At 60.6% G+C, this 20,988-nt stretch carries 22 protein-coding genes; 13 read left to right on the top strand and 9 right to left on the bottom strand.

Going from position 1 to position 20,988, the window contains the following annotated elements; genetic code table 11:
* Positions 1–13 precede the first annotated feature (13 nt).
* The 4 genes from IFT47_RS08620 (at position 14) to IFT47_RS08605 (ending at position 3,947) form a co-directional block, all read left to right on the top strand.
* Positions 14–250 carry a DUF1653 domain-containing protein gene (locus tag IFT47_RS08620; protein WP_065988576.1) on the top strand — a complete coding sequence of 79 codons (237 nt, stop codon included), beginning with the start codon at positions 14–16 and terminating at the stop codon, positions 248–250.
* A gap of 109 nt (positions 251–359) precedes the next feature.
* A complete protein-coding gene (gene topA, locus IFT47_RS08615) occupies positions 360–2,963 on the top strand; it encodes a type I DNA topoisomerase (protein ID WP_192172368.1) in 2,604 nt (867 codons plus the stop codon).
* 150 nt (positions 2,964–3,113) lie between these two features.
* Positions 3,114–3,635, top strand: coding sequence for a DUF6586 family protein (locus IFT47_RS08610; RefSeq protein WP_192172369.1), 522 nt, complete (start codon positions 3,114–3,116; stop codon positions 3,633–3,635).
* Between the two features lie 75 nt (positions 3,636–3,710).
* Positions 3,711–3,947 carry a hypothetical protein gene (locus IFT47_RS08605; protein WP_037011193.1) on the top strand — a complete coding sequence of 79 codons (237 nt, stop codon included), beginning with the start codon at positions 3,711–3,713 and terminating at the stop codon, positions 3,945–3,947.
* A gap of 98 nt (positions 3,948–4,045) precedes the next feature.
* Here IFT47_RS08605 and sulA read toward each other — a convergent pair whose 3' ends face one another.
* Positions 4,046–4,549 (bottom strand): SOS-induced cell division inhibitor SulA, encoded by a 504-nt coding sequence (sulA, locus tag IFT47_RS08600; RefSeq protein ID WP_192172370.1) that lies wholly within the window; start codon positions 4,547–4,549, stop codon positions 4,046–4,048.
* An 11-nt stretch (positions 4,550–4,560) separates the two neighbouring features.
* Positions 4,561–5,169: a transcriptional repressor LexA gene (lexA, locus tag IFT47_RS08595; protein WP_065988571.1), complete on the bottom strand. Its 609-nt coding sequence runs from the start codon at positions 5,167–5,169 to the stop codon at positions 4,561–4,563.
* A 228-nt stretch (positions 5,170–5,397) separates the two neighbouring features.
* On the opposite strand from lexA, the gene psrA reads away from it, so the two are divergent.
* The 3 genes from psrA (at position 5,398) to IFT47_RS08580 (ending at position 7,965) form a co-directional block, all read left to right on the top strand.
* Positions 5,398–6,108 (top strand): transcriptional regulator PsrA, encoded by a 711-nt coding sequence (psrA, locus tag IFT47_RS08590; protein WP_192172371.1) that lies wholly within the window; start codon positions 5,398–5,400, stop codon positions 6,106–6,108.
* 105 nt (positions 6,109–6,213) lie between these two features.
* A complete protein-coding gene (gene nagZ, locus IFT47_RS08585; RefSeq protein ID WP_192172619.1) occupies positions 6,214–7,215 on the top strand; it encodes a beta-N-acetylhexosaminidase in 1,002 nt (333 codons plus the stop codon).
* 9 nt (positions 7,216–7,224) lie between these two features.
* Positions 7,225–7,965, top strand: a complete 741-nt coding sequence (locus IFT47_RS08580; protein WP_192172372.1) for an S-methyl-5'-thioinosine phosphorylase — start codon at positions 7,225–7,227, stop codon at positions 7,963–7,965.
* 386 nt (positions 7,966–8,351) lie between these two features.
* Here the strand turns inward: IFT47_RS08580 and IFT47_RS08575 are convergent, their stop codons facing one another.
* Together IFT47_RS08575 and IFT47_RS08570 are read right to left on the bottom strand one after the other, a co-directional pair.
* Positions 8,352–8,576 carry a DUF6555 family protein gene (locus IFT47_RS08575; RefSeq protein ID WP_037011182.1) on the bottom strand — a complete coding sequence of 75 codons (225 nt, stop codon included), beginning with the start codon at positions 8,574–8,576 and terminating at the stop codon, positions 8,352–8,354.
* Positions 8,577–8,834: 258 nt separating this feature from the next.
* The gene (locus IFT47_RS08570) at positions 8,835–9,977 is read right to left on the bottom strand and encodes an aldose epimerase family protein (protein ID WP_192172373.1); all 1,143 of its coding nucleotides are present in this window, start codon (positions 9,975–9,977) and stop codon (positions 8,835–8,837) included.
* Between the two features lie 345 nt (positions 9,978–10,322).
* Here IFT47_RS08570 and IFT47_RS08565 point away from each other — a divergent pair, with 345 nt between their 5' ends.
* The 5 genes from IFT47_RS08565 to araH all read left to right on the top strand — a co-directional run bounded on the left by IFT47_RS08565 (position 10,323) and on the right by araH (position 15,797).
* Positions 10,323–11,033 (top strand): FadR/GntR family transcriptional regulator, encoded by a 711-nt coding sequence (locus IFT47_RS08565; RefSeq protein ID WP_192172374.1) that lies wholly within the window; start codon positions 10,323–10,325, stop codon positions 11,031–11,033.
* Between the two features lie 76 nt (positions 11,034–11,109).
* On the top strand, positions 11,110–11,988 hold the full coding sequence (locus IFT47_RS08560; protein ID WP_192172375.1) for an SMP-30/gluconolactonase/LRE family protein: 879 nt from the start codon (positions 11,110–11,112) through the stop codon (positions 11,986–11,988).
* Between the two features lie 164 nt (positions 11,989–12,152).
* On the top strand, positions 12,153–13,163 hold the full coding sequence (locus tag IFT47_RS08555; RefSeq protein WP_192172376.1) for a substrate-binding domain-containing protein: 1,011 nt from the start codon (positions 12,153–12,155) through the stop codon (positions 13,161–13,163).
* Between the two features lie 93 nt (positions 13,164–13,256).
* Positions 13,257–14,786 carry an L-arabinose ABC transporter ATP-binding protein AraG gene (gene araG, locus IFT47_RS08550; RefSeq protein ID WP_192172377.1) on the top strand — a complete coding sequence of 510 codons (1,530 nt, stop codon included), beginning with the start codon at positions 13,257–13,259 and terminating at the stop codon, positions 14,784–14,786.
* 45 nt (positions 14,787–14,831) lie between these two features.
* Positions 14,832–15,797 carry an L-arabinose ABC transporter permease AraH gene (araH, locus tag IFT47_RS08545; RefSeq protein WP_166650464.1) on the top strand — a complete coding sequence of 322 codons (966 nt, stop codon included), beginning with the start codon at positions 14,832–14,834 and terminating at the stop codon, positions 15,795–15,797.
* Positions 15,798–15,867: 70 nt separating this feature from the next.
* Here araH and IFT47_RS08540 read toward each other — a convergent pair whose 3' ends face one another.
* The 5 genes from IFT47_RS08540 to IFT47_RS08520 all read right to left on the bottom strand — a co-directional run bounded on the left by IFT47_RS08540 (position 15,868) and on the right by IFT47_RS08520 (position 20,261).
* Positions 15,868–16,338 (bottom strand): helix-turn-helix domain-containing protein, encoded by a 471-nt coding sequence (locus IFT47_RS08540; protein WP_192172378.1) that lies wholly within the window; start codon positions 16,336–16,338, stop codon positions 15,868–15,870.
* A 318-nt stretch (positions 16,339–16,656) separates the two neighbouring features.
* Positions 16,657–17,280: a PqiC family protein gene (locus IFT47_RS08535; RefSeq protein ID WP_192172379.1), complete on the bottom strand. Its 624-nt coding sequence runs from the start codon at positions 17,278–17,280 to the stop codon at positions 16,657–16,659.
* Complete coding sequence (locus tag IFT47_RS08530) at positions 17,277–18,953, bottom strand: PqiB family protein (RefSeq protein WP_192172380.1); 1,677 nt, start codon at positions 18,951–18,953, stop codon at positions 17,277–17,279. The genes IFT47_RS08535 and IFT47_RS08530 overlap by 4 nt, the downstream gene beginning before the upstream one ends.
* A complete protein-coding gene (locus IFT47_RS08525) occupies positions 18,943–19,560 on the bottom strand; it encodes a paraquat-inducible protein A (protein ID WP_192172381.1) in 618 nt (205 codons plus the stop codon). Before IFT47_RS08525 ends, IFT47_RS08530 begins: the two co-directional genes overlap by 11 nt.
* Complete coding sequence (locus tag IFT47_RS08520; protein WP_244655911.1) at positions 19,557–20,261, bottom strand: paraquat-inducible protein A; 705 nt, start codon at positions 20,259–20,261, stop codon at positions 19,557–19,559. The genes IFT47_RS08525 and IFT47_RS08520 overlap by 4 nt, the downstream gene beginning before the upstream one ends.
* A gap of 328 nt (positions 20,262–20,589) precedes the next feature.
* Here IFT47_RS08520 and IFT47_RS08515 point away from each other — a divergent pair, with 328 nt between their 5' ends.
* Positions 20,590–20,943, top strand: a complete 354-nt coding sequence (locus tag IFT47_RS08515; RefSeq protein WP_192172382.1) for an SPOR domain-containing protein — start codon at positions 20,590–20,592, stop codon at positions 20,941–20,943.
* The last annotated feature ends 45 nt before the right edge of the window (positions 20,944–20,988 follow it).

Here is a 20,988-nt window from a genome sequence, read left to right as displayed (position 1 = left end):
CGAGGTCCCCCGCATGCCGCTACAGCCAGGTCTCTACCGTCACTACAAAGGGCCCGAATACCGTGTTATCGGTGTCGCGCGGCATTCGGAGACCGAAGAAGAAGTGGTGTGCTATCAAGCGCTGTACGGCGAATACGGCCTGTGGGTACGCCCTTTGAGCATGTTTCTGCAGTCAGTTGAGGTTGACGGCGAGCAAGTGCCGCGCTTTGCTTTGGTTCAGGCCGAACCGGATCTTTTTCCACGGCCCTGAGGCATGACGTTGCAGCAGCCATTGCTTGACCTCACCTTTCAGCCACTATATATAGCGGGGCCTCGACGGCTCTGACGTCTTTTTTCTCGCATTAGGAATTTTCCGATCCATGGGCAAATCGCTGGTCATTGTGGAATCCCCGGCTAAGGCCAAGACCATCAACAAGTACTTGGGCAACCAGTACGTGGTGAAGTCGAGTATCGGCCATATCCGAGACCTGCCCACCAGCGGTTCGGCTAGCGCCTCCAAAGAGCCTGCTGCCAAGCGCGGCAAGGCCGTGGCCGAAGCGCCTGCGCTGTCGCCCAAGGAAAAGGCCAAGCGCCAGCTCGTGGCGCGCATGGGTGTCGATCCGGAACACGGCTGGAAAGCCAAGTACGAAATCCTTCCCGGCAAAGAGAAGGTGATCGACGAATTGCGCCGCCTGGCCAAAGACGCCGACACCATCTATCTCGCGACGGACTTGGACCGCGAAGGGGAAGCCATTGCCTGGCACCTGCGCGAAGCCATTGGTGGCGACGATGCGCGCTACAAGCGTGTGGTCTTCAACGAGATCACCAAGAAAGCCATTCAGGAAGCCTTCTCCAAACCGGGCGAGCTCGACATCGACCGCGTGAATGCCCAGCAGGCACGCCGGTTCCTCGACCGCGTCGTCGGCTACATGGTGTCGCCGCTGCTGTGGCAGAAGATCGCCCGCGGTCTGTCGGCCGGCCGTGTGCAGTCCGTGGCAGTGAAGCTGGTGGTGGAGCGCGAGCGTGAAATCCGCGCGTTCATCCCGGAAGAGTACTGGGAGATCCATGCGGACCTCGGCACTGCCAAGGGCGCCAACGTTCGCTTTGAAGTCGCCCGCGAAAAAGGCGAGGCCTTCAAACCGCTGGACGAAGCGACCGCCATGGCGGCGCTGGAGAAGCTCAAGGCCTCGGCCTACAGCATCAGCAAGCGTGAAGACAAACCGACCAGCAGCAAACCGTCGGCACCTTTCATCACGTCCACGCTGCAACAGGCCGCGAGCAATCGCCTGGGCTACGGCGTGAAGAAAACCATGATGATGGCCCAGCGTCTGTACGAAGCCGGTTACATCACCTACATGCGTACGGACTCGACCAACCTGTCGGCCGACGCAGTGGCCATGGCCCGCACCTACATCGAAACCGAGTTCGGCAAGAAGTACCTGCCGGAATCGCCGATCGTCTACAGCAGCAAGGAAGGCGCGCAAGAGGCTCACGAAGCGATTCGTCCCTCCGACGTCAACACGCATCCGAGCAAGCTGACCGGCATGGAGCGTGACGCCGAGCGTCTGTACGAGCTGATCTGGCGCCAGTTCGTGGCCTGCCAGATGCCGCCCGCGCAATACCTGTCGACCACCGTCAGCGTCGCGGCCGGTGATTTCGAGCTGCGCGCCAAGGGTCGCATCCTCAAGTTCGACGGTTACACCCGCGTGCTGCCACAGATGAGCAAGCCGGGCGATGACGACGTACTGCCGGACATGGCCCAGGGCGACAAGCTGAAGCTGATCAAGCTCGACCCAAGCCAGCACTTCACCAAGCCGCCTGCACGTTATTCGGAAGCCAGCCTGGTCAAGGAAATGGAAAAACGCGGCATTGGCCGTCCATCGACTTATGCAGCGATCATTTCGACGATTCAGGACCGTGGCTATGTGGCGCTGCACAACCGTCGTTTCTATTCGGAAAAGATGGGCGACATCGTCACTGAACGTTTGTCCGAAAGCTTCTCGAACCTCATGGACTACGGCTTCACGGCCGGCATGGAAGAGAACCTCGACGACGTGGCCCAGGGCCAACGCGACTGGAAGAACGTCCTCGACGAGTTCTATGGCGATTTCAAGAAGAAACTCGAAGTGGCCGAAGCACCCGACAGCGGCATGCGCGCCAACCAGCCGGTGATGACTGAGATCCCGTGCAAGGTCTGCGGTCGCCCGATGCAGATTCGTACGGCGTCCACCGGCGTGTTCCTCGGCTGCTCGGGCTACAGCCTGCCGCCGAAAGAGCGCTGCAAGGCCACCGTCAACCTCACGCCGGGCGACGAAATTGCCGACGACGATGAGGGCGAGTCCGAATCCCGCGTGCTGCGTGGCAAGCACCGTTGCCCGATCTGCAGCACCGCGATGGATGCGTACCTGCTGGATGAGAAGCATAAGCTGCACATCTGCGGTAACAACCCGGATTGCTCGGGTTACGAGATCGAAGAGGGCACCTACCGCATCAAGGGCTATGAAGGCCCGAGCGTCGAGTGCGACAAGTGCGGCGGCGAAATGCAGCTCAAGACCGGCCGTTTCGGCAAGTTCTTCGGCTGCACCAACTGCAAGAACACCCGCAAGCTGCTGAAAAGCGGTGAAGCGGCGCCGCCGAAGATGGACCCGGTGAAGATGCCGGAGCTCAAGTGCGAGAAGGTCGACGACACCTACATCCTGCGCGATGGTGCTTCGGGGTTGTTCCTGGCGGCCAGCCAGTTCCCGAAAAACCGCGAGACCCGTGCACCGCTGGTGATGGAGATTGCACCGCACAAGGACGAGATCGATCCTAAGTATCACTTCCTGTGTGACGCGCCGAAGAAGGACCCCGACGGTCGCCCGGCGGTGATCCGCTACAGCCGCAAGTCCAAGGAGCAATACGTGCAGACCGAAGTGGACGGCAAGCCGACTGGCTGGCGTGCGTTCTACGACGGCGGCAAGTGGAAGGTCGAGGACAAGCGTTGATCGTTTGATCACGATCCGACTGGTCAGCCCCGACGCTTTGCGTTAAAAGAATCCCTCGGCGTCCTCGTGCGCTGCGAGGGATTTTTTTGTCTGCGGCTGACTCGCTGCGGGCAGGTTGGCGCTTCACTCATCTCTACAGAGGCCACCGTTATGGCTCATGAACTTTATACCCGCACCAACCAGAAGCTGTTCTTCGCAGGCCTGGCACTGGAGGCGATGGCGAAGGCCAGGGACAGCCGTGCGATGAACGCCCAAGGGCTTGAACAGGCGGAGCGTGAGTCGGCGATCTTTCATCTCTATGGCGCGTTGCTCGGGCTGTGCCACGAGATTGCCGGATTCTACCGACTGCCACAGGCCAGCACCCCGCGTGCCGAGGACCTGCTGTCGCCGAAGGTACTGGAAGCTATCGCCATCCCGGAAATGGGCGAATTGGTCGAGCTCGCCCACAACCGCGAAACGTGGCTGGCGCAATTACTGGCCTCCTACCAGGCGTTGTTCATGCCGCCGAGGGCGCCGCGCAAACCCAAGGGTGACGTCACTCAGCCACTTATCATCGCAGTGGGGGCGGAAGAAGAGCCCGAGCAGGCGTTGACGCGCGAGGAGATGGAAAGCTGGCGTCAGCAGCTCAAAGGCCTCGCAATCCGGTTCAGAGAAGGCCTGAGCGAGTGCTGAGTCGGAGTGATCGATGGGCTAGGGACTCAGTCATCTGGCTGTTACAATGCGAGCCTTTCGTGGAGAACTGCCCTGATGCCAACTTCGTTTCTGGAAATTGTTGAACTGCCTGACGGTCGCATCGAGCTGCGCCGCGCCGAAGATGAAGGATCGCTGGTCACCCTGAATTTTTCGGAAGACGCCAAGGCGTTCTTGCAGGGTCAGCACGTTGAAGTCGCCAAGGCGATGCTCAGCGTCGGTGTACAGATGGCGGGGCGGCTGGCCGAAGGCGAATTGACCAAGGATGAAGAAGGGCCGCGCGTGCTGCACTGATCCTCAGGATTCGCAGCTCGCCCACACGCCGTTCCGCTTCTCGATTCGCAAGAAGCACCTACACGCTCCAAATACCCTGAATAGTTCTGCCGACGTGCCTAGCCCAGACGAATGTTGAGGCTCTGCGCATCGCCGATACGTGCTGCGCTGGCCAGTTGCTGGCGCGCACTGCCTGAGATGGGATTGATCCAGCTGACCACCGTATGACTGCGGCCCAGGCGCAACACCTCACGGGTCAGTTCCAGCGCACTCTGCGTCCCGCGCGGGTGCATCAGAATAATGCGTTCCCGATTCAGACCCGCGTCACGCAGCCACGCCTGGGTCACGCTGGCGGGTGGTGCAACCAGGGTCAGCCAGCGGTCGTTGGTGTCCTCACTCAACTCACGCAGGATCGGGGCCAACAGGTTGAGGCAGTTCCCGGCAGCGCCGCGCAATGACACTTCACTAAAGGCTTCCGGTTCGTTGCTCCAGGGCGACTCGGCAATCTCTGCCAGGGTCGGGACCTGCAACAGCGGAACGTCGAGCATGGGCACGCCGGGTGCCATGAATGCTTCGAACAGGGGCAGTTGTGCATGTTGTTGCGGTGTCTGTGGGAACTGCATCTACGTTCTCCTTATCGACGAATCACGCCGACGCTCAAGCCTTCAATGACAAGATCCTGATCTTTGAGATTCACTTCGATCGGTGCGAAGTCGGCGTTTTCGGCCAGCAGCCAGACCTTGTTGCCTTCGCGTTTGAAGCGTTTAACTGTCACTTCATCACCGATTCGCGCCACAACGATCTGGCCGTTGCGTGCTTCGCGGGTGGTATGGACGGCCAGCAGGTCGCCGTCGAGAATTCCGACGTCTTTCATGCTCATGCCGTGAACACGCAGCAGGTAATCCGCGCTGGGGTGAAAGAAGGCCGGGTTGATGGCGAGGGATTCTTCGATGTGCTGCTGGGCCAGGATCGGCGCGCCGGCTGCGACGCGACCAATGATCGGCAGGCCGCTGTCATCGGGCTTGGCTTCGAAGCCGGGGATACGAATGCCGCGGGAGGCGCCCGGAGTCATTTCGATGGCGCCTTTGCGGGCGAGTGCTTTCAAGTGTTCTTCGGCAGCATTGGGCGATTTGAAGCCCAGCTCCTGAGCGATTTCAGCGCGGGTCGGCGGGTAGCCGTTGTCTTCGAGGCAGCGCTTGATGAAGTCCAGAATCTCGGCTTGGCGTGACGTCAGTTTGATCATGTGCATCGCTCTGGCTTTTTATACAGTGACTGGGATTATATACAGTGCTTGGGTCTTGGCAATGGTCCTTTTTGCCCAGCCTGCGGTGCGCCCCCTTCATAAGTGGCTACAGGCCCCGGTTTGTATGGTTAAATGCCGTGACCGCATGGACAGAAAGCGGACGCTCAGGGTTGACAGTGCTGTGTATGAAACGTATGTTTCAAACACGTGTTTGTCAGGCGTTGAACCATGGCTCAGTCGGAAACAGTTGAACGAATTCTCGATGCAGCGGAGCAGCTATTTGCCGAGAAAGGTTTTGCCGAAACCTCGTTGCGGCTGATCACCAGCAAGGCGTCAGTCAATCTGGCAGCGGTGAATTACCACTTCGGTTCCAAGAAGGCCCTTATTCAAGCGGTGTTCTCCCGCTTCCTCGGGCCGTTCTGCGTCAGTCTCGACCGCGAGCTGGAGCGCCGCCAGGCCAAGCCTGAACACAAGCCGACCCTTGAAGAGCTTCTTGAAATCCTCGTTGAGCAGGCGCTGGTGGTTCAGCCGCGCAGCAACAATGACCTGTCCATCTTCATGCGCCTGCTAGGCCTCGCGTTCAGCCAGAGCCAGGGCCATTTGCGGCGTTATCTCGAAGACATGTACGGCAAGGTGTTCCGCCGTTACATGCTGTTGGTCAACGAAGCAGCCCCGCGCATTCCTCCCATCGAGCTGTTCTGGCGGGTCCACTTCATGTTGGGCGCTGCGGCCTTCAGCATGTCCGGCATCAAGGCGCTGCGCGCCATTGCGGAGACCGATTTCGGGGTCAACACGTCCATCGAGCAGGTCATGCGCCTGATGGTGCCGTTTCTGGCGGCCGGCATGCGCGCCGAAACGGGCGTCACCGACACGGCCATGCTCACCGCGCAACTTCGGCCCCGTACCAAAACCTCGACACCGGCACCTGCCAAGGTCTGAGGCGCGCCACGGGCTGGCGGTGGCGTAATTTGCATCACATCCTTCGATCCCGCACCATGCCGGCCTGAGCATTGGTTGTTGAAGGATCTTCCTATGAGTTCTGGCCTGCAAGGCTCCCTGATGGTGGACGTCGCCGGTACCTGGCTGACCTCCGAAGACCGTCAGTTTCTGCGTCAGCCCGAAGTGGGCGGCCTGATTATTTTCGCGCGCAACATCGAGAGCCCACGGCAAGTTCGTGAACTCTGCGCATCCATCCACGCCATTCGTCCCGAGTTGCTGCTCGCCGTCGATCAAGAGGGTGGACGTGTCCAGCGCCTGCGCCAGGGCTTTGTGCGGTTGCCGCCGATGCGCGCCATTGCCGGCCATCCGAATGCAGAAAGCCTCGCCGAGCATTGCGGCTGGCTGATGGCAACCGAAGTGCTGGCGGTGGGGTTGGACCTTAGCTTTGCGCCGGTGCTGGATCTGGATTATCAGCGCAGCGCGGTCGTCGGCACCCGGTCGTTCGAAGGCGATCCCGAGCGCGCGGCGCTACTGGCCGGCGCTTTTATCCGTGGCATGAACGCAGCGGGCATGGCGGCCACCGGCAAGCATTTCCCCGGGCACGGCTGGGCCGAGGCCGACTCCCACGTGGCCATCCCCAATGACGAGCGCAGTCTTGAAACGATCCGTGCCAGTGACCTGGTGCCTTTTCAGCGCTTGAGCAAACACCTCGCAGCGGTCATGCCCGCCCACGTGATCTATCCCCAGGTCGATTCGCAGCCGGCAGGCTTTTCCCGCCGCTGGCTGCAGGACATCCTGCGCGGCGAGCTGGGTTTCGATGGCGTGATTTTCAGCGATGACCTGTCGATGGCTGGCGCCCATGTCGTGGGTGACGCCGCCAGTCGCATCGAGGCGGCGCTTACGGCCGGCTGTGACATGGGCCTGGTGTGCAACGACCGCGCGGCGGCTGAGTTGGCATTGAGCGCGGCGCAGCGCTTGAAGGTCTCGCCGCCGGCGGCGCGGCTTCACAGAATGCGCGGGCAGGGCATGGCGTCCACCGAATACCGGCAGCATCCCCGCTGGCTGGCGGCGCTGACCGCCCTGCGCGCCGCTCAACTGATCGAATAAGGAACTCCCATGACTGTTTACGCGATTATCGGCGGCACCGGCCTGACCCAACTCGAAGGGCTGACGATCCGTCAGTCCTTGTCAGTGAATACCCCATACGGCGCGCCGTCAGGCGATATCCATCTCGGCGAATACGCCGGCCGTGAGGTGATGTTCCTGGCTCGTCACGGGCACCCGCACCGCTTTCCGCCGCACAAGGTCAACTACCGCGCCAACATCTGGGCCCTGAAGCAGGCCGGCGCCGAAGCGATCCTGGCGGTCAACGCCGTGGGCGGGATTCACCCTGACATGGGCACTGGCCATTTCTGTGTCCCCCACGATCTGGTGGACTACACCAGCGGCCGCGAGCACACCTTTTTTGCCGATGATCTGGAGCACGTGACCCACATCGATTTCAGCTTCCCCTACAGCGCGCCATTGCGGGCCCGACTGATTGCCGCGCTGGCGGCCGAAGGCTGCGCCCACAGCGATTTCGGCGTGTATGCCTGCACCCAGGGACCACGGCTGGAAACAGTGGCCGAGATTGCGCGGCTCGAGCGGGACGGCTGCGACATCGTTGGCATGACTGGCATGCCGGAAGCTGCACTGGCGCGTGAGCTTGAGCTGGAATATGCCTGCCTGGCGCTGGTGGTGAATCCGGCCGCCGGCAAGTCCGCGGCGGTCATCACGATGGCGGAAATCGAGCAGGCTTTGCACGATGGCATCGGCAAGGTCAAGGCGACATTGGCTCAGGTGCTCAGCGCCGCTTGAGGCCTGAAATCGTGGGTTTGGAGGGCTTTCTCTGAACGCTGGCTAGGCCGGAAAGGGCAACAAAGTCAACGCTATATCGTTGAAATAGTTGTCCACGGAAAGCGTGAATATCTCTGTGGATAAGTTTCTGTAAGCCAGTAATTGCAAGGCGTTAGCGGCAATGGTCGTTTAATGATCAGGTTTGCCAATGGCGTCGATGAAGCGAGTTAATGGTCAGAATTCCCTTCAGATCAAGCTTCAAAAGGGCGGGGTTAAGCGAGGGGGGCAGGCATTGGACTGCCCGCCAGCGCGCCGAGGATGACGCGCCGCCGAGGCAGATTTCCGCAGGGGAAAGTCAGGTGGAAGGTCAGCGAAAACTCAGAGGAGAAGAAGCCCTGATGGGTTGATCAGGATTCAGCCCACTCAACATCGGTCAAGCCCAGTTGCTCGGCTTTCGGCTTGGTCACTTTCGGCACCCGGTCGGAGCGGTATTTGGGAATCTGACCAAACCCGGCATCCACCGACGCCCAGTGCCAGGCAGATGCGTTATCCATGGCTTCAGCGCTGATGTAGAAGCTTTTGTAGCTGCCATGCAGCAGGTAATCGATTCTGAAATGCTTGTACTGTGCCACGCTTGCAAACCTCCCTATCAGTCACTCTCTTTGTAACTGAGTCGTCACCGTCAGGAAAATTCACTCGAAATCACCGTTCTAAGCCAAATGGTTAGCTTTAGTACAGAACGATGATCCCAAGGTCTTCAACCCTCACAAATGAATGGCACACCCGGTTTTGAGCGGTTTCAGTGACGGTATGGCGGCTTGAAGCAGTGGCCGGTGCGACAGAAGCGACGTTTGAAGTCGCCCTGCCGCGTCGGTTTTACACTCAAACGATCACTTGGTCAGGAATTTGAACACAGTGGTCTGGGTGTAAGCCTTGCCAGGGTCCAGACGCGTGGAAGGGAAGGCCGGCTGGTTAGGCGAATCCGGATAGTGTTGGGTTTCCAGCGTGAACGCGCCCCAATGCGGATAGATCTTGCCGGCCTTGCCCTTGACGGTGCCGTCGAGGAAGTTGCCCGTGTACAGCTGAACCCCAGGCTCGGTGGTAAACAGCTGCAGACGGCGACCCGACTTCGGATCGACCACGTCCGCGGCCAGATTCGAAAGCTTGCCCTTGTTATCGAGCACCCAGTTGTGGTCGTAGCCGCCCTGGGTCGCTTCAGCGAACTTGAGCTGCTGGTTGTCTTCACGGATGCGCTTGCCGAAGGCGACCGGCTTGAGGAAGTCAAACGGTGTGCCGGCGACTGGCGGCAGCTCGCCGGTCGGGATCAGCGTCTCGTTGACCGGCGTGTAATGCGCAGCATGCACCACCGCCACCTGATCCAGGATGTCGCCGTTACCCGCGCCGGCCAGGTTGAAGTAGCTGTGGTTGGTGAGGTTGAGGACGGTCGGTTTGTCCGTCGTCGCGTGGTACTGGATGCGCAGCTCGTTCTTGTCGTTCAGGCTGTAGGTGACTTCGGTTTTCAGCGTACCGGGGAAGCCCATCTCGCCATCGACCGAGACGTACGTCAGCTTGACCCCGACCGAGCCTTTGTCCTTGACCTCCTCAGCCTTCCAGATCTGCTTGTCGAAGCCCTTCGGCCCGCCGTGCAGTGAATTGGTCTTATCGTTCAGCGGCACCTGATAGCTCTTGCCATCCAGAGAGAACTTGCCGCCTGCCAGACGATTGCCGAAGCGGCCAATGGTGGCCCCGAAGAATGCGGTGCCTTTGACGTAGCCGTCGACGTCATCGAAGCCCAGTACCACATCCTCAGCCTTGCCGTGCTTGTCCGGGACCAGCAGCGATTGCAGCGTGCCGCCGTAGGTGATCACCGTGGCCTGCATGCCTTTGCTGTTGCGCAGGGTGTATTTCTCGACCGGGGTGCCGTCGGCGAGTTTGCCGAAGGCGCCGTGTTCAGTGGACAGTCCGGCGGCGTGCACTTGCAGGGCGGCGGCCATCAGCGACAGGCCCAGGGCAGGGATAAGCGTCTTTCTCATTGCGTCGATCCTTTTGTTTTTATAGGCGTGTTGTGGTGAGTATTTCGGGGGTGTTGCCCGAAGGCTTTAGCCTCTTTACTCGAAGCGCTACCGCCAAGCAGTACGTCAATGGCCTGGATCTGGCGATTGGTCATACTATTCAGCTTGGAAGGCCCCGATATTTCGAGTTATAGATCAAAATCACTCGCTTTAAAAATAAATTGTAATACTATTTGGCGGAAGGCAGTGTCCGTCCCGATGCGGGAAGGTCTAGCCCAGGAATGGCCTTCTGTACAGGTGATTGACGCCTAATCGTATGATCATTAGCCTCAATTTGCGGAACACACCGCGAACAGGGGCGGATCAATGAGCAGCAGTTTTCACGCGTCGACGGTAGACCGCCTGGGAGCCTGGATTGCTCAAGGCAATGTGATGCCGGGACAGTCGCTGAAGGTTGAAGCGGCATTGGGTGAAGAATTCGGGGTCAGCCGGACGGTGATTCGCGAAGCCATCAAGACCTTAGTGGCCAAAGGGTTGCTGGAGGTCGGACCCAAGGTGGGCACGCGGGTATTGCCGGTGCGCAGCTGGAATCTGTTTGACCCGCAGGTCGTGGGATGGCTGGCGGCGAAAGGCCTGCCGGAGAGTTTTGTGCTGGACCTGCTGGATTTGAGGCGCGCCATTGAACCGATGGCCGTGCGTTGGGCCTGTGAAAGGGCGACACCGGAGCAGATTGCCGGGATTCAGGCGGCTTATGTTCGGCTGGCGGCCAGCGTGGCAGATTCGAGTGATTACAACGCGGCGGATCAGCGCTTCCATGAAGCGGTGCTCGCGGCGAGTCATAACCAGTTCATCGAGCAGATGTTGCCGGCACTGGGTGCGTTGCTGGCGATCTCGTTCGAAGTGTCGTCGGCGGTACCCGGGGAGCTCGGCAGAACCTTGCCGTTGCACAAGGATCTGGCGGATGCCATTGCCAACCGTGATTCGGCGCGGGGTGTCTGGGCCTGCATGAGCCTGATCGAAAACGCCGGTGAGGTGATTGCGCGTTCACGGGAGCAACCGTTGTCGCGCTATTCCTGAGCAGGCACGTTTGACGTTTTACAGGTGAGCTTTTTGAGTGGCTCACGGACCTACAATAATAAGCAGGAAATTTTCCATGAAATGGCTGCCGGTCTGCGACCAGCGTTTCAAATTGGCCGAAGGGCCGTTCTGGGATCACGCCCACCAGGCGCTGTACTGGGTCGACATTGCCGGCTTCCGCGCGTTGCGCCTGCACGCTGGTGAGGTGTCCCACTGGCAGTTCAGCGAGCCGGTCTCCGCCTTCATACCCACCACGGCAGGCGACGCATTGGTCACCCTGGCCAGCGGCGTCCATCGTCTCGACCTTGACTCCCCGTCCGACAAACCGGTTATTTCCCTGCTGTGCGCCGCCGATCCCGTGCCGGGCAACCGGGCCAACGAAGCCCGTTGCGACCGGCATGGCCGACTCTGGCTCGGGACCATGCAGAACAACCTGGACGAGGAGGGCGGTGACCTGCCGATCGAGCGTCGATCCGGCGGGCTTTACCGCGTCGACGGTGATGCCTCAGTAGCGCCTCTGCTCAGTGGGCAAGGCATCGTCAACACGCTGGTCTGGCCAGAAAACGATTCTGCCGTACTGACCGCCGATACTCTGGACGGCGTGATCTATCGTTACCCGATCAACGACGATCACTCTTTGGGCGACCGCGAGGTCTGGGCCCATGAGCATTCTCGCGGCGCACCCGATGGCTCGGCGATGGACGAAGACGGTTTTGTCTGGAACGCCCGCTGGGGTGGCGGCTGCCTGATCCGTTTTGCCCCCGATGGCAGCGTCGACCGGATCGTCGAACTGCCGGTCAGTCATCCGACCAGCTGCGTATTCGGCGGGCCGGACGTGACCACGTTGTTTGTCACCAGCGCGGGACCTGCAGAAGGCGCGCTGGCGCTGGATGGGGCTGTGATTCAGATGGAAATTGGCATCAAGGGCATGGCCTCGCACCGCTTTGCGGGGTGACTCAAACCCTGCGTCGTCGAGGTGTGACACTCGGTTACATAGGCTTCATTGATAATATGATATGACTGTTTTCAGTCGATCGGCGCGCGGTGTTTTCTGCTGCATGCCGCTCTGACACTCACTGCTGAACGCTGTAGCTAGTCAATAAAAATAAGGAGTTAGCTATGTTGAGTCGCCACGGGATTCGTTCCCTGTGCTGTGCTGCTGTTGCCACCGCCATTCTGGGCATGAGCGCCGGTGTATCCGCCGCTGACGTCGAAAAGGTCAAGATCGGTTTTCTGGTCAAGCAGGCTGAAGAGCCCTGGTTCCAGACCGAATTGCAGTTTGCCGAAAAGGCCGGTAAAGACCACGGTTTCGAAGTCATCAAAATCGCCGTTCCCGACGGTGAAAAAACCCTTTCTGCCATCGACAGCCTCGCCGCCAACGGCGCCAAGGGTTTTGTCATCTGCCCGCCTGATGTTTCCCTCGGCCCGTCCATCGTCGCCAAAGCAAAGGCCAACGATTTGAAAGTCATGGCTGTCGATGACCGGTTCGTCGACGCCAAAGGCAAGTTCATGGAAGACGTGCCGTATCTGGGGATGGCCGCGTTCGAAGTGGGCCAGAAACAGGGCGCGGCCATGGCCGACGAAGCGAAGAACCGCAAGTGGGACTGGAAAGAAACCTACGCGATCATCAACACCTACAACGAGCTGGACACCGGCAAGAAGCGCACCGACGGTTCGGTGGACGCCTTGAAGAAAGCCGGTCTGCCTGAGGATCACATCCTCTTCGCGCCGCAAAAGACCCTCGACGTGCCAGGCAGTATGGACTCCACCGGTGCGGCCCTGCCCAAACTGCCAAGCGGGGCGAAAAACCTCATCATCGGCGGCATGAACGACAACACCGTTCTGGGCGGCGTGCGCGCCACAGCGGGTGCTGGCTTCACCGCGGCCAACGTGATCGGCATCGGCATCAACGGCACTGACGCCATCGACGAGCTGAAGAAGAAGGAAAGCGGCTTCTTCGGGTCGATGCTGCCCAGCCCCGACAAAGAAGGCTACAACACCGCCCTGCAGATGTATGAGTGGGTCACCACCGGCAAAGAACCTGCGAAATACACCGCGATGGACGACGTGACGCTGATCACCCGCGCCAACTTCAAGGACGTGCTGACCAAGATCGGTCTGTACAAGTAAGCGCGGCAGTCGAGTCGGGACGCCTGAAAATCAGGCGGATATCTGCGAGGCCCCGTCCCACCCGGCAAGGGTGGGGCGGGGTGGAGGTGGTTCATGCAACAGGCATCGGTTCAGCAACAGGTTCAGCACGGCGGCAGCCTGCGTTTCAACGGGATCGGTAAAACCTTCCCCGGTGTGAAGGCACTGTCGGACATCAATTTCGAAGCTCGGCCAGGCAGCGTTCATGCGCTGATGGGCGAGAACGGCGCAGGTAAATCGACGCTGCTGAAGATTCTCGGCGGCTCGTACCAGCCCAACAGCGGCGATCTGCAGATCGGCGATCAGCATCTGGCGTTCAAATCCACCGCAGACAGCATCGCGGCCGGCGTCGCGGTGATTCACCAGGAACTGCACCTGGTTCCGGAAATGTCGGTGGCGGAAAACCTGCTGCTCGGTCACATGCCCAATCGCTGGGGCATGATCAACCGTCGGGCCATGGTCCGGCGCGCGCGGGAGTTGCTCAAAGGCCTGGCCGACGAGATCGACCCGAACACGCGCCTGGGTGATCTCTCTCTGGGGCAGCGGCAACTGGTGGAAATCGCCAAGGCCATGTCGCGCAATGCCCACGTCATCGCCTTCGACGAGCCCACCAGCAGCCTCTCGGCGCGGGAGATCGATCGGCTGATGGCGATCATCACCCGGCTGCGGGACGAAGGTCGGGTCATTCTCTATGTCTCTCACCGCATGGAAGAAATCTTCCGCGTCTGTGACGCCGTGACAGTGTTCAAGGACGGCCGCTTCGTCCGCACCTTCGAGGACATGGCCGATCTGGACCATGACCGCCTCGTCACCTGCATGGTCGGGCGCGACATCCAGGACATCTACAACTACCGCACGCGCCAGCATCAGGGACCGAGCCTGCGAGTGACCGGCCTGATGGGCCCGGGCCTGCAGGAGCCCGCCAGTTTTGCGGTGGAGAAGGGCGAGATCCTCGGCTTCTTTGGCCTGGTCGGTGCCGGTCGAACGGAGATGTTTCGCATGCTTTCGGGGCTGACGCGCAGTCAGGCCGGAACCTTGCAGCTGGAAGGCAAACCGCTGAACCTGCGTTCGCCCCGGGACGCCATCGACGCCGGCATTCTGTTGTGCCCGGAAGACCGCAAGAAAGAAGGCATCGTGCCGCTGTCCAGCGTCGCCGAAAACATCAACATCGGTGCGCGGCCTCGGCACGTCAGCCTGGGTTGCCTGATCCAGGGGCGCTGGGAGCGTGACAACGCCCGGCATCAGATCAAATCGATGAACGTCAAGACGCCTTCGCCTGAGCAGCAGATGCTGTTTCTGTCGGGCGGCAATCAGCAGAAGGCCATTCTGGGCCGCTGGCTGTCGATGCCGATGAAGGTGCTGTTGCTGGACGAGCCCACTCGAGGCATCGACATCGGCGCTAAATCCGAGATCTACCAGATCATCCACAACCTCGCCGCCGATGGCATCGCGGTCATCGTGGTGTCCAGCGACCTGATGGAGGTCATGGGGATTTCCGACCGTATTCTGGTCATGAGTGAAGGCGCCATCACCGGCGAGCTGTCCCGCGAAGAGGCTAATGAACAGCGTCTTCTGCAAATGGCATTGCCGCGTACGCGCGGTTGAACCTGGCTATGAACACTGGCTATGAAAAATAAGAACGAGGTGCGTATGTCTACCGAATCCAGCCTGACGGCTCCCCGCCAAGGCATGAACCTGCGTCGATTCGTCGACGACTGGGCCATGCTCATGGCCGCCCTGGGCATTTTTGTGCTCTGTGCGCTGCTGATCGACAACTTCATGTCGCCATTGAACATGCGCGGCCTGGGCCTGGCGATTTCCACGGTCGGCATCGCCGCGTGCACCATGCTCTACTGCCTGGCCTCCGGGCATTTCGACCTGTCGGTCGGCTCGGTACTCGCGTGCTCAGGCGTCATTGCCGGGATCGTCATTCGCGACACCGACAGCGTTTTTCTGGGTGTATCGGCGGCGCTGGCCATGGGCTTGCTGGTCGGGCTGATCAACGGCATCGTCATCGCCAAGCTGCGCATCAACGCGCTGATCACCACACTGGCGACCATGCAGATCGTCCGGGGCCTGGCCTACATCTTCTCCAACGGTAAAGCGGTGGGCGTTGGCGACGAGGCCTTCTTCGTGTTCGGCAACGGTCAGCTGTTCGGCGTGCCGGTGCCGATCCTGATCACGATCGTGTGCTTTGTATTCTTCGGCTGGCTGCTGAATTACACCACCTACGGCCGCAACACGCTGGCCATCGGTGGCAACCAGGAAGCGGCGTTGCTGGCAGGCGTCCACGTTGACCGAACCAAGATCATCATCTTCGCAGTCCACGGCTTGATTGGTGCGTTGGCCGGTGTGGTGCTGGCCTCGCGCATGACCTCGGGTCAGCCCATGATCGGTCAGGGCTTCGAGCTGACGGTGATTTCCGCGTGCGTACTGGGCGGGGTGTCCCTGAGCGGCGGCATCGGCATGATTCGCCATGTCATCGCCGGGGTGTTGATTCTGGCAATCATCGAGAACGCCATGAACCTGAAGAATATCGACACGTTTTACCAGTATGTGATTCGCGGCACGATCCTGTTGCTCGCGGTGATCATCGACCGGTTGAAGCGTCGCTGATTCGAAGTCCTCAGTCGTTCGCTGTGTGGGGAGGCGTCCCCCACACAGCCTCATCTCCTGCGAAGCCGCCCTATACCAGCTTCGAGGTCTCGAAGATCAACTTCATCGTGGCCTGGGCCAGCGACTGCGCTTCAACCCGGATCGTCTCCAGCTGCACCTTTGCCTCGCTGAACCGGGCGTCGTGGTTGCGCACTTCGATGAGTTGCGTCAGCTGCAGCGATGCCTCAATGAGTCCGTATAAATTACGGTGCAGCTGATGGGTGACTTTGGTCAGATGGGGATAGACATCCGGCCTTTCCTCAGGATCGATCACCAGTGATCTGTTTACTGCGTCCGGCGATGCTCTGTTGCCACTCATGACGTAGTTCAGGTCGACACCGGCCTCGGCGATGCGTAGCAGATAATCGGCTTTCGGCGACCGGGTGCCATTCTCGTAATTGCCCTGCGCGTTGGTCTCGACGCCTCCGATTGCGCCCAATGCGCTCTGTGACAGCTTCAGTCTGTTGCGTTCCTGCCTGAGTCTCAGGCCAATGCCTTTCATGTGCTCAACTCCATTTGACGATCCCTGACATTAAGCTGCTGGTTGCGACTTCCTGGATCGACTCGACAGGAGCATGAGCAGATCAACGCAAACGGGTGCAGCTTAGGCGGTTTTATCTATTCACTCCGAACAATACTGCCATCCGGTGGGAAAGAGGATCCAAACATACCGGCTTGTAGGAGTTTTCTCAAACAGTTGTATGATAACTATCCGAATGAAGATTTTTTGATGTCACTTGCGGGCGTTTTTGAATAGTGTCCTGAGAAAAGGGCGGGTCGGCGAACGGCCGGGGGGCTTTGAGCCCCGGCTTTTTCGATGTCAGGACGGGCAGCGGGCGTCGGATTGGCGCGCCCATTGTGTGGCGGTGCGGGCGATGGTATCGGCCAACGTCGAGACAGCCTTCTGGTGCGCGACCACCAGACTTTCCATGCCGGTGCCCGCCGGTTGCCGAATGACGCTGCTGCAGGTGAGGGTCTGCCGCTTGCTACCGGGACCGGCCCCGCTGCCGCGCAGGCTCAAGTTCCAGACCACGTCGATCAGTGCGTATTGGTCCAGTACCGATTCAAAGCGACGTACGTCAGTGCGAACCGACAGCATTGGCTGGTCACTTTGTTTGGGCAAGCCCGCCAGGTCTCGGGACCCGAAGCGGCGTTCGAGCTGGCCGGTCAACGCGTCATGGAACTCATCGCCCAACGGCGCGCCCCAGCGCTCATTCTCCAGAATCGCCAGACTGCCGTTGCCCTGGCGGATGACCAGCGGCGGCTGATCGACCTGCACCGCCATGAGCACCGCCTGCATTTCAAACTGGAACGGCGCCGGACTTGCATTCGCCGGAGCCTGGGTCGCGGGCGCGATCAACGTGTAGTAATGAGTTGGCGTGGAAGCACAGGCTGTCAACCCCAGCACGCACGCCAGGGCAAGAAGAGAGTTACGCAAGGTCATTGAGCAGGCTCCGGAGCGATTTCGCGGGAAGAGGAAGATCCTTTGTACGAGCCGGGCGCCGCATCGCCGGTGCGACCGCGAATCAGGGATTCGGGATGGCGGCTGAGGAAGTCGGTCAACACGCGAACCGAGCGCGCCGTGCGCTGGACTTCGTCCATGGCCTGACCCAGTTGCTGACGCGCTGGCGAGTCATCCGACAGCGCTTCGTTGGCCGTGCCCAGGGTTTTCTGCGCTTGCTGCAAGGCGCCGCGCATCTGAGGCAAGACGTCGCTGTTGACCTGCTTCATGGTTTTCTGAAGTTCGATCAGGCTGCCGTTGAGGTTCTTCGCCAGGTCGTCGAGGGGGATTTTGCCGAGCTTGTCGACGAACGCCTGCAATTGCTCCTGCAGTTTGTCGAAGCTGCCGGGCACGGTCGGGATCTCCAGCGGCCGTGCCTTGGCGTTGTAGGCAATCTTCGCCGCTTTCGGATCGAAATCCATCGCGACGTAAAGCTGGCCGGTCAGCAGGTTGCCGGTGCGCACTTGCGCCCGCAGCCCGCGCTCGACGAACTGGCCGAGGATCCTGGAGGTCTGCTCTTCATCGTCGCCACCGCCGGCTTGCTGCTTCAGCTTGTCATTGGCTGCGCCCAGACGTTGCGGATAGATCACCGCGCCGACGATGCCGGGGAACGTGCCCGTCGCCGGGTCGTAGTCGAGGTCCACCGACACGACGCGGCCCACGTTGACGCCGAGGAAGTCCACCGGCGCATTGACCACCAGGCCGCGCAGCGACTGGTTGAAGCGCATGCGGATGTATTTGGGTTCGCCATCGGGCGGCGCCAGTGCAGTGGCTTGGTCTTCGAACAGTTTGAATTCGGCGTTGCCGTTTGCTGGTTTGGCGTCCGGGCTGTATTTGGGTTCGCGGAAGGCGATACCGCCGGAGAGGATCGAGGCCATGGACTGGGTCGACACTTTCAGGCCCGAAGCACCGAGGGTGACGTCTACCCCGCTGGCGTTCCAGAAGCGTGAATCGTCGAGGACGAATTGATCGTTTGGCGCGCCGACGAAGATTTCGACGTCCACGCCCTTGCCGTCCTTCGCCAGTTCGTAGGCCACCACCTGACCCACCTGAATGCGGCGGAAGTACACCGGCGAGCCGATGTCCAGAGAGCCAAGGTCGTCGGTGTGCAGAATGAAGCGCTTGCCTTTCTCGCCGAAGGTCACGGCCGGCGGGGTTTCCAGACCGGTGAAGTCTTTTTTGGTTTCTTCCGAGCTGCCGGCGTCAGCGCCGATGAAAGCACCCGACAACAGGGTGTCGACGCCGGTGACGCCGTGGGCGCCGATGCGCGGACGCACCACCCAGTACTGCGTGTCGGCGCGGGTGAAGGGCGCGGCCGACTGGTTCAGGTCGATGCTCGCCAGCACGTGGGTGCGGTCATCGCTGAGTTCGATGTCGGTGACCATGCCGATGACCACGTTCTTGTACTTGACCTGGGTTTTCTTGGCTTCCAGACCCTCGGCCGTGAGGAAGCTCACCACCACTTTGGGGCCGACGTTGAGGAAGTCATGAACCACCATCGACAGGCCGATCAGGGCTGCGACGATCGGCACCAGCCAGACCAGCGAAACGCGCACCTTGCGGGCCTTGACCTGCGGTCGGGTCGGCGGGGAGGGGGGTAGGGTGTTATCGGACATCTTCAACCTCTGCGTCCCAGATTAGCCGGGGATCGAACGTCATGGCGGCAAGCATGGTCATCACCACCACCAAACCAAAAAACAGAATGCCAAGGCGCGGCTCGATGGTGCTGAGCCCGCGAAACTGCACCAGCGCTGCCACCAGCGCCACCACCAGCACATCGAGCATGGACCAGTAGCCGATCAGTTCAATGAAGCGGAACAACCGCGAACGCTCGCGCATCGCCCAAGTGCTGCGGCGCTGGCACGTGATCAGTAACAGCCCCAGCACCAGAAACTTGATGCAGGGCACGACCACACTGGCGATGAAAATCAGAATGGCGATGTCCCACGAGCCGCCTTCGGCGAACTCGATGACCCCGCTCATGATGGTGTTCTCGCTGCTGCTGCCGAGCATGGTCGTGTACATCACCGGCAACAGGTTGGCCGGGAGGTAGAAGATCAGCCCCGCAATCAGAAAGGCCCAGGTCCGCGTCAGGCTGTTGGGCTTGCGCCGATGCACCGGTGAATCGCAGCGCGGGCATTCATGGGCGTCTTCCGGGCAGACGTAACTGCAGATGTGACACAGGGTGACGTTGTACTCGCGGGCGTAGGGAATGCCGTTCATTCAGGTCCGACTCCCAATACGTCCCACAGACGGCGGATGTCTTTGCCAGCGATCAGTACGATCAGCACCATCAGCATCGCCATGGCCCAGAGGCCGACGCCCGCGTGCACGTCCAGCATGCCCGCCAGTTTGACGATGGCCACCAGAATCCCCAGCAGGCACACCTCCAGCATGCTCCAGGGGCGCAGGTGTTCGAGGGTGCGCATGCACATCTTGAAGCCGGGGGCGATCTCGCCGCGATGGGCGTGGGCCAGCACCCAGAACAGCAAGGCAATCTGCAGCGCCGGCGCGAGAATGATGGCCAGTCCCGCGACCAGCGCGATCAGTGTGATCTGCCCCTGGGCCAGCGCCTGAACCGATCCCCACAGCGTCACCTCGTTGTGCAGGCCCTGCATGCTGATGCTGATGACCGGGAATACGTTGGCGAAGATGAACAGGACGCAGGCGGCGATGGTCAGGGCGAGCAGTTGCTCGACGGTCATCCGGTGACTGCGGCGAAGAATCGCGGCGCAGCGCAGGCAGTAGGCAGCCTCGCCTTTGTTCAGGGGCAGGGCCTCATAGACCGAGTCGCAATGCTCACAGATGATCCACTGATCGGCGCGGGTCTGCGCCTCGGCGATCGCTGGAGCGGGCGGCTGTCCGAATGCATGAGCCTGGCGGTGAGGGGTGTCAGTCATCGGCGCGGGCGTCGCGGGAGTCATGGGTGTGTTCACGATAGATCGGCTTTCGTGGATTGCGCGCCTGGGTGGCGGGCTGGCAACGATACACTGTCGGCGAAGCGCAGGCTCGCATTAGCTGAAGTGAACGCCATGAAGGGTACGCCTGGGAAATGACTTGAGAGATTGACCACAGTGCCATCATCGGGTTCGGTTATTTGTGGAGCGGGCAGCAAACTTTTCAGGGCTTTGTGAGCGGGGAGGCTTGAATGCGGGTCCACTGCTGCAGCCCGGCGGTGTAGCGTCGGGCCGTTACAACTCCCGCCTGTCTGCGGTGATAGACTCCCGCCACTTCAAACGAGGAGCGACAGACGTGCGCAAGATGGCAATGATGGTGGCGGTGTTGATGCTGGCGGGTTGTGATGGTGGCAAGCCGGCGACGCCCGCCCAGGTTCCGAGCACTGATTCGACCGCGGAAGCACCGACGCCGGCTTCGCAGCAATGGACCATTCGTGTCCATTTGAAAGAAGCGCTGAGCGACATGACCTACTGGCTGGTCGAGCACCATTACCCGTCTTACGTGGTGAAGGTCGATGGCAGGGAAGTGGTGATGATCGGACCGTTCGAGTCTCAGGCGGATGCCGAGAAGGCCAAGACAGAGATCGATGCCGCGATGGTCAAGGGCCATCGCCTGTCACAGCTGGAAGTGATCGCGCCGAGGTCTTGAGGGTTTGAAGCCGGTGGCATCACGCGACGCCCCGGCCAAATTCAA

It is taken from the genome of Pseudomonas sp. CFBP 13711 (assembly GCF_014842265.1).
Taxonomy (GTDB): domain Bacteria; phylum Pseudomonadota; class Gammaproteobacteria; order Pseudomonadales; family Pseudomonadaceae; genus Aquipseudomonas.
Note: the sequence above shows the minus strand (reverse complement) of the source record. Positions and strands in the feature narration are given on the sequence as shown.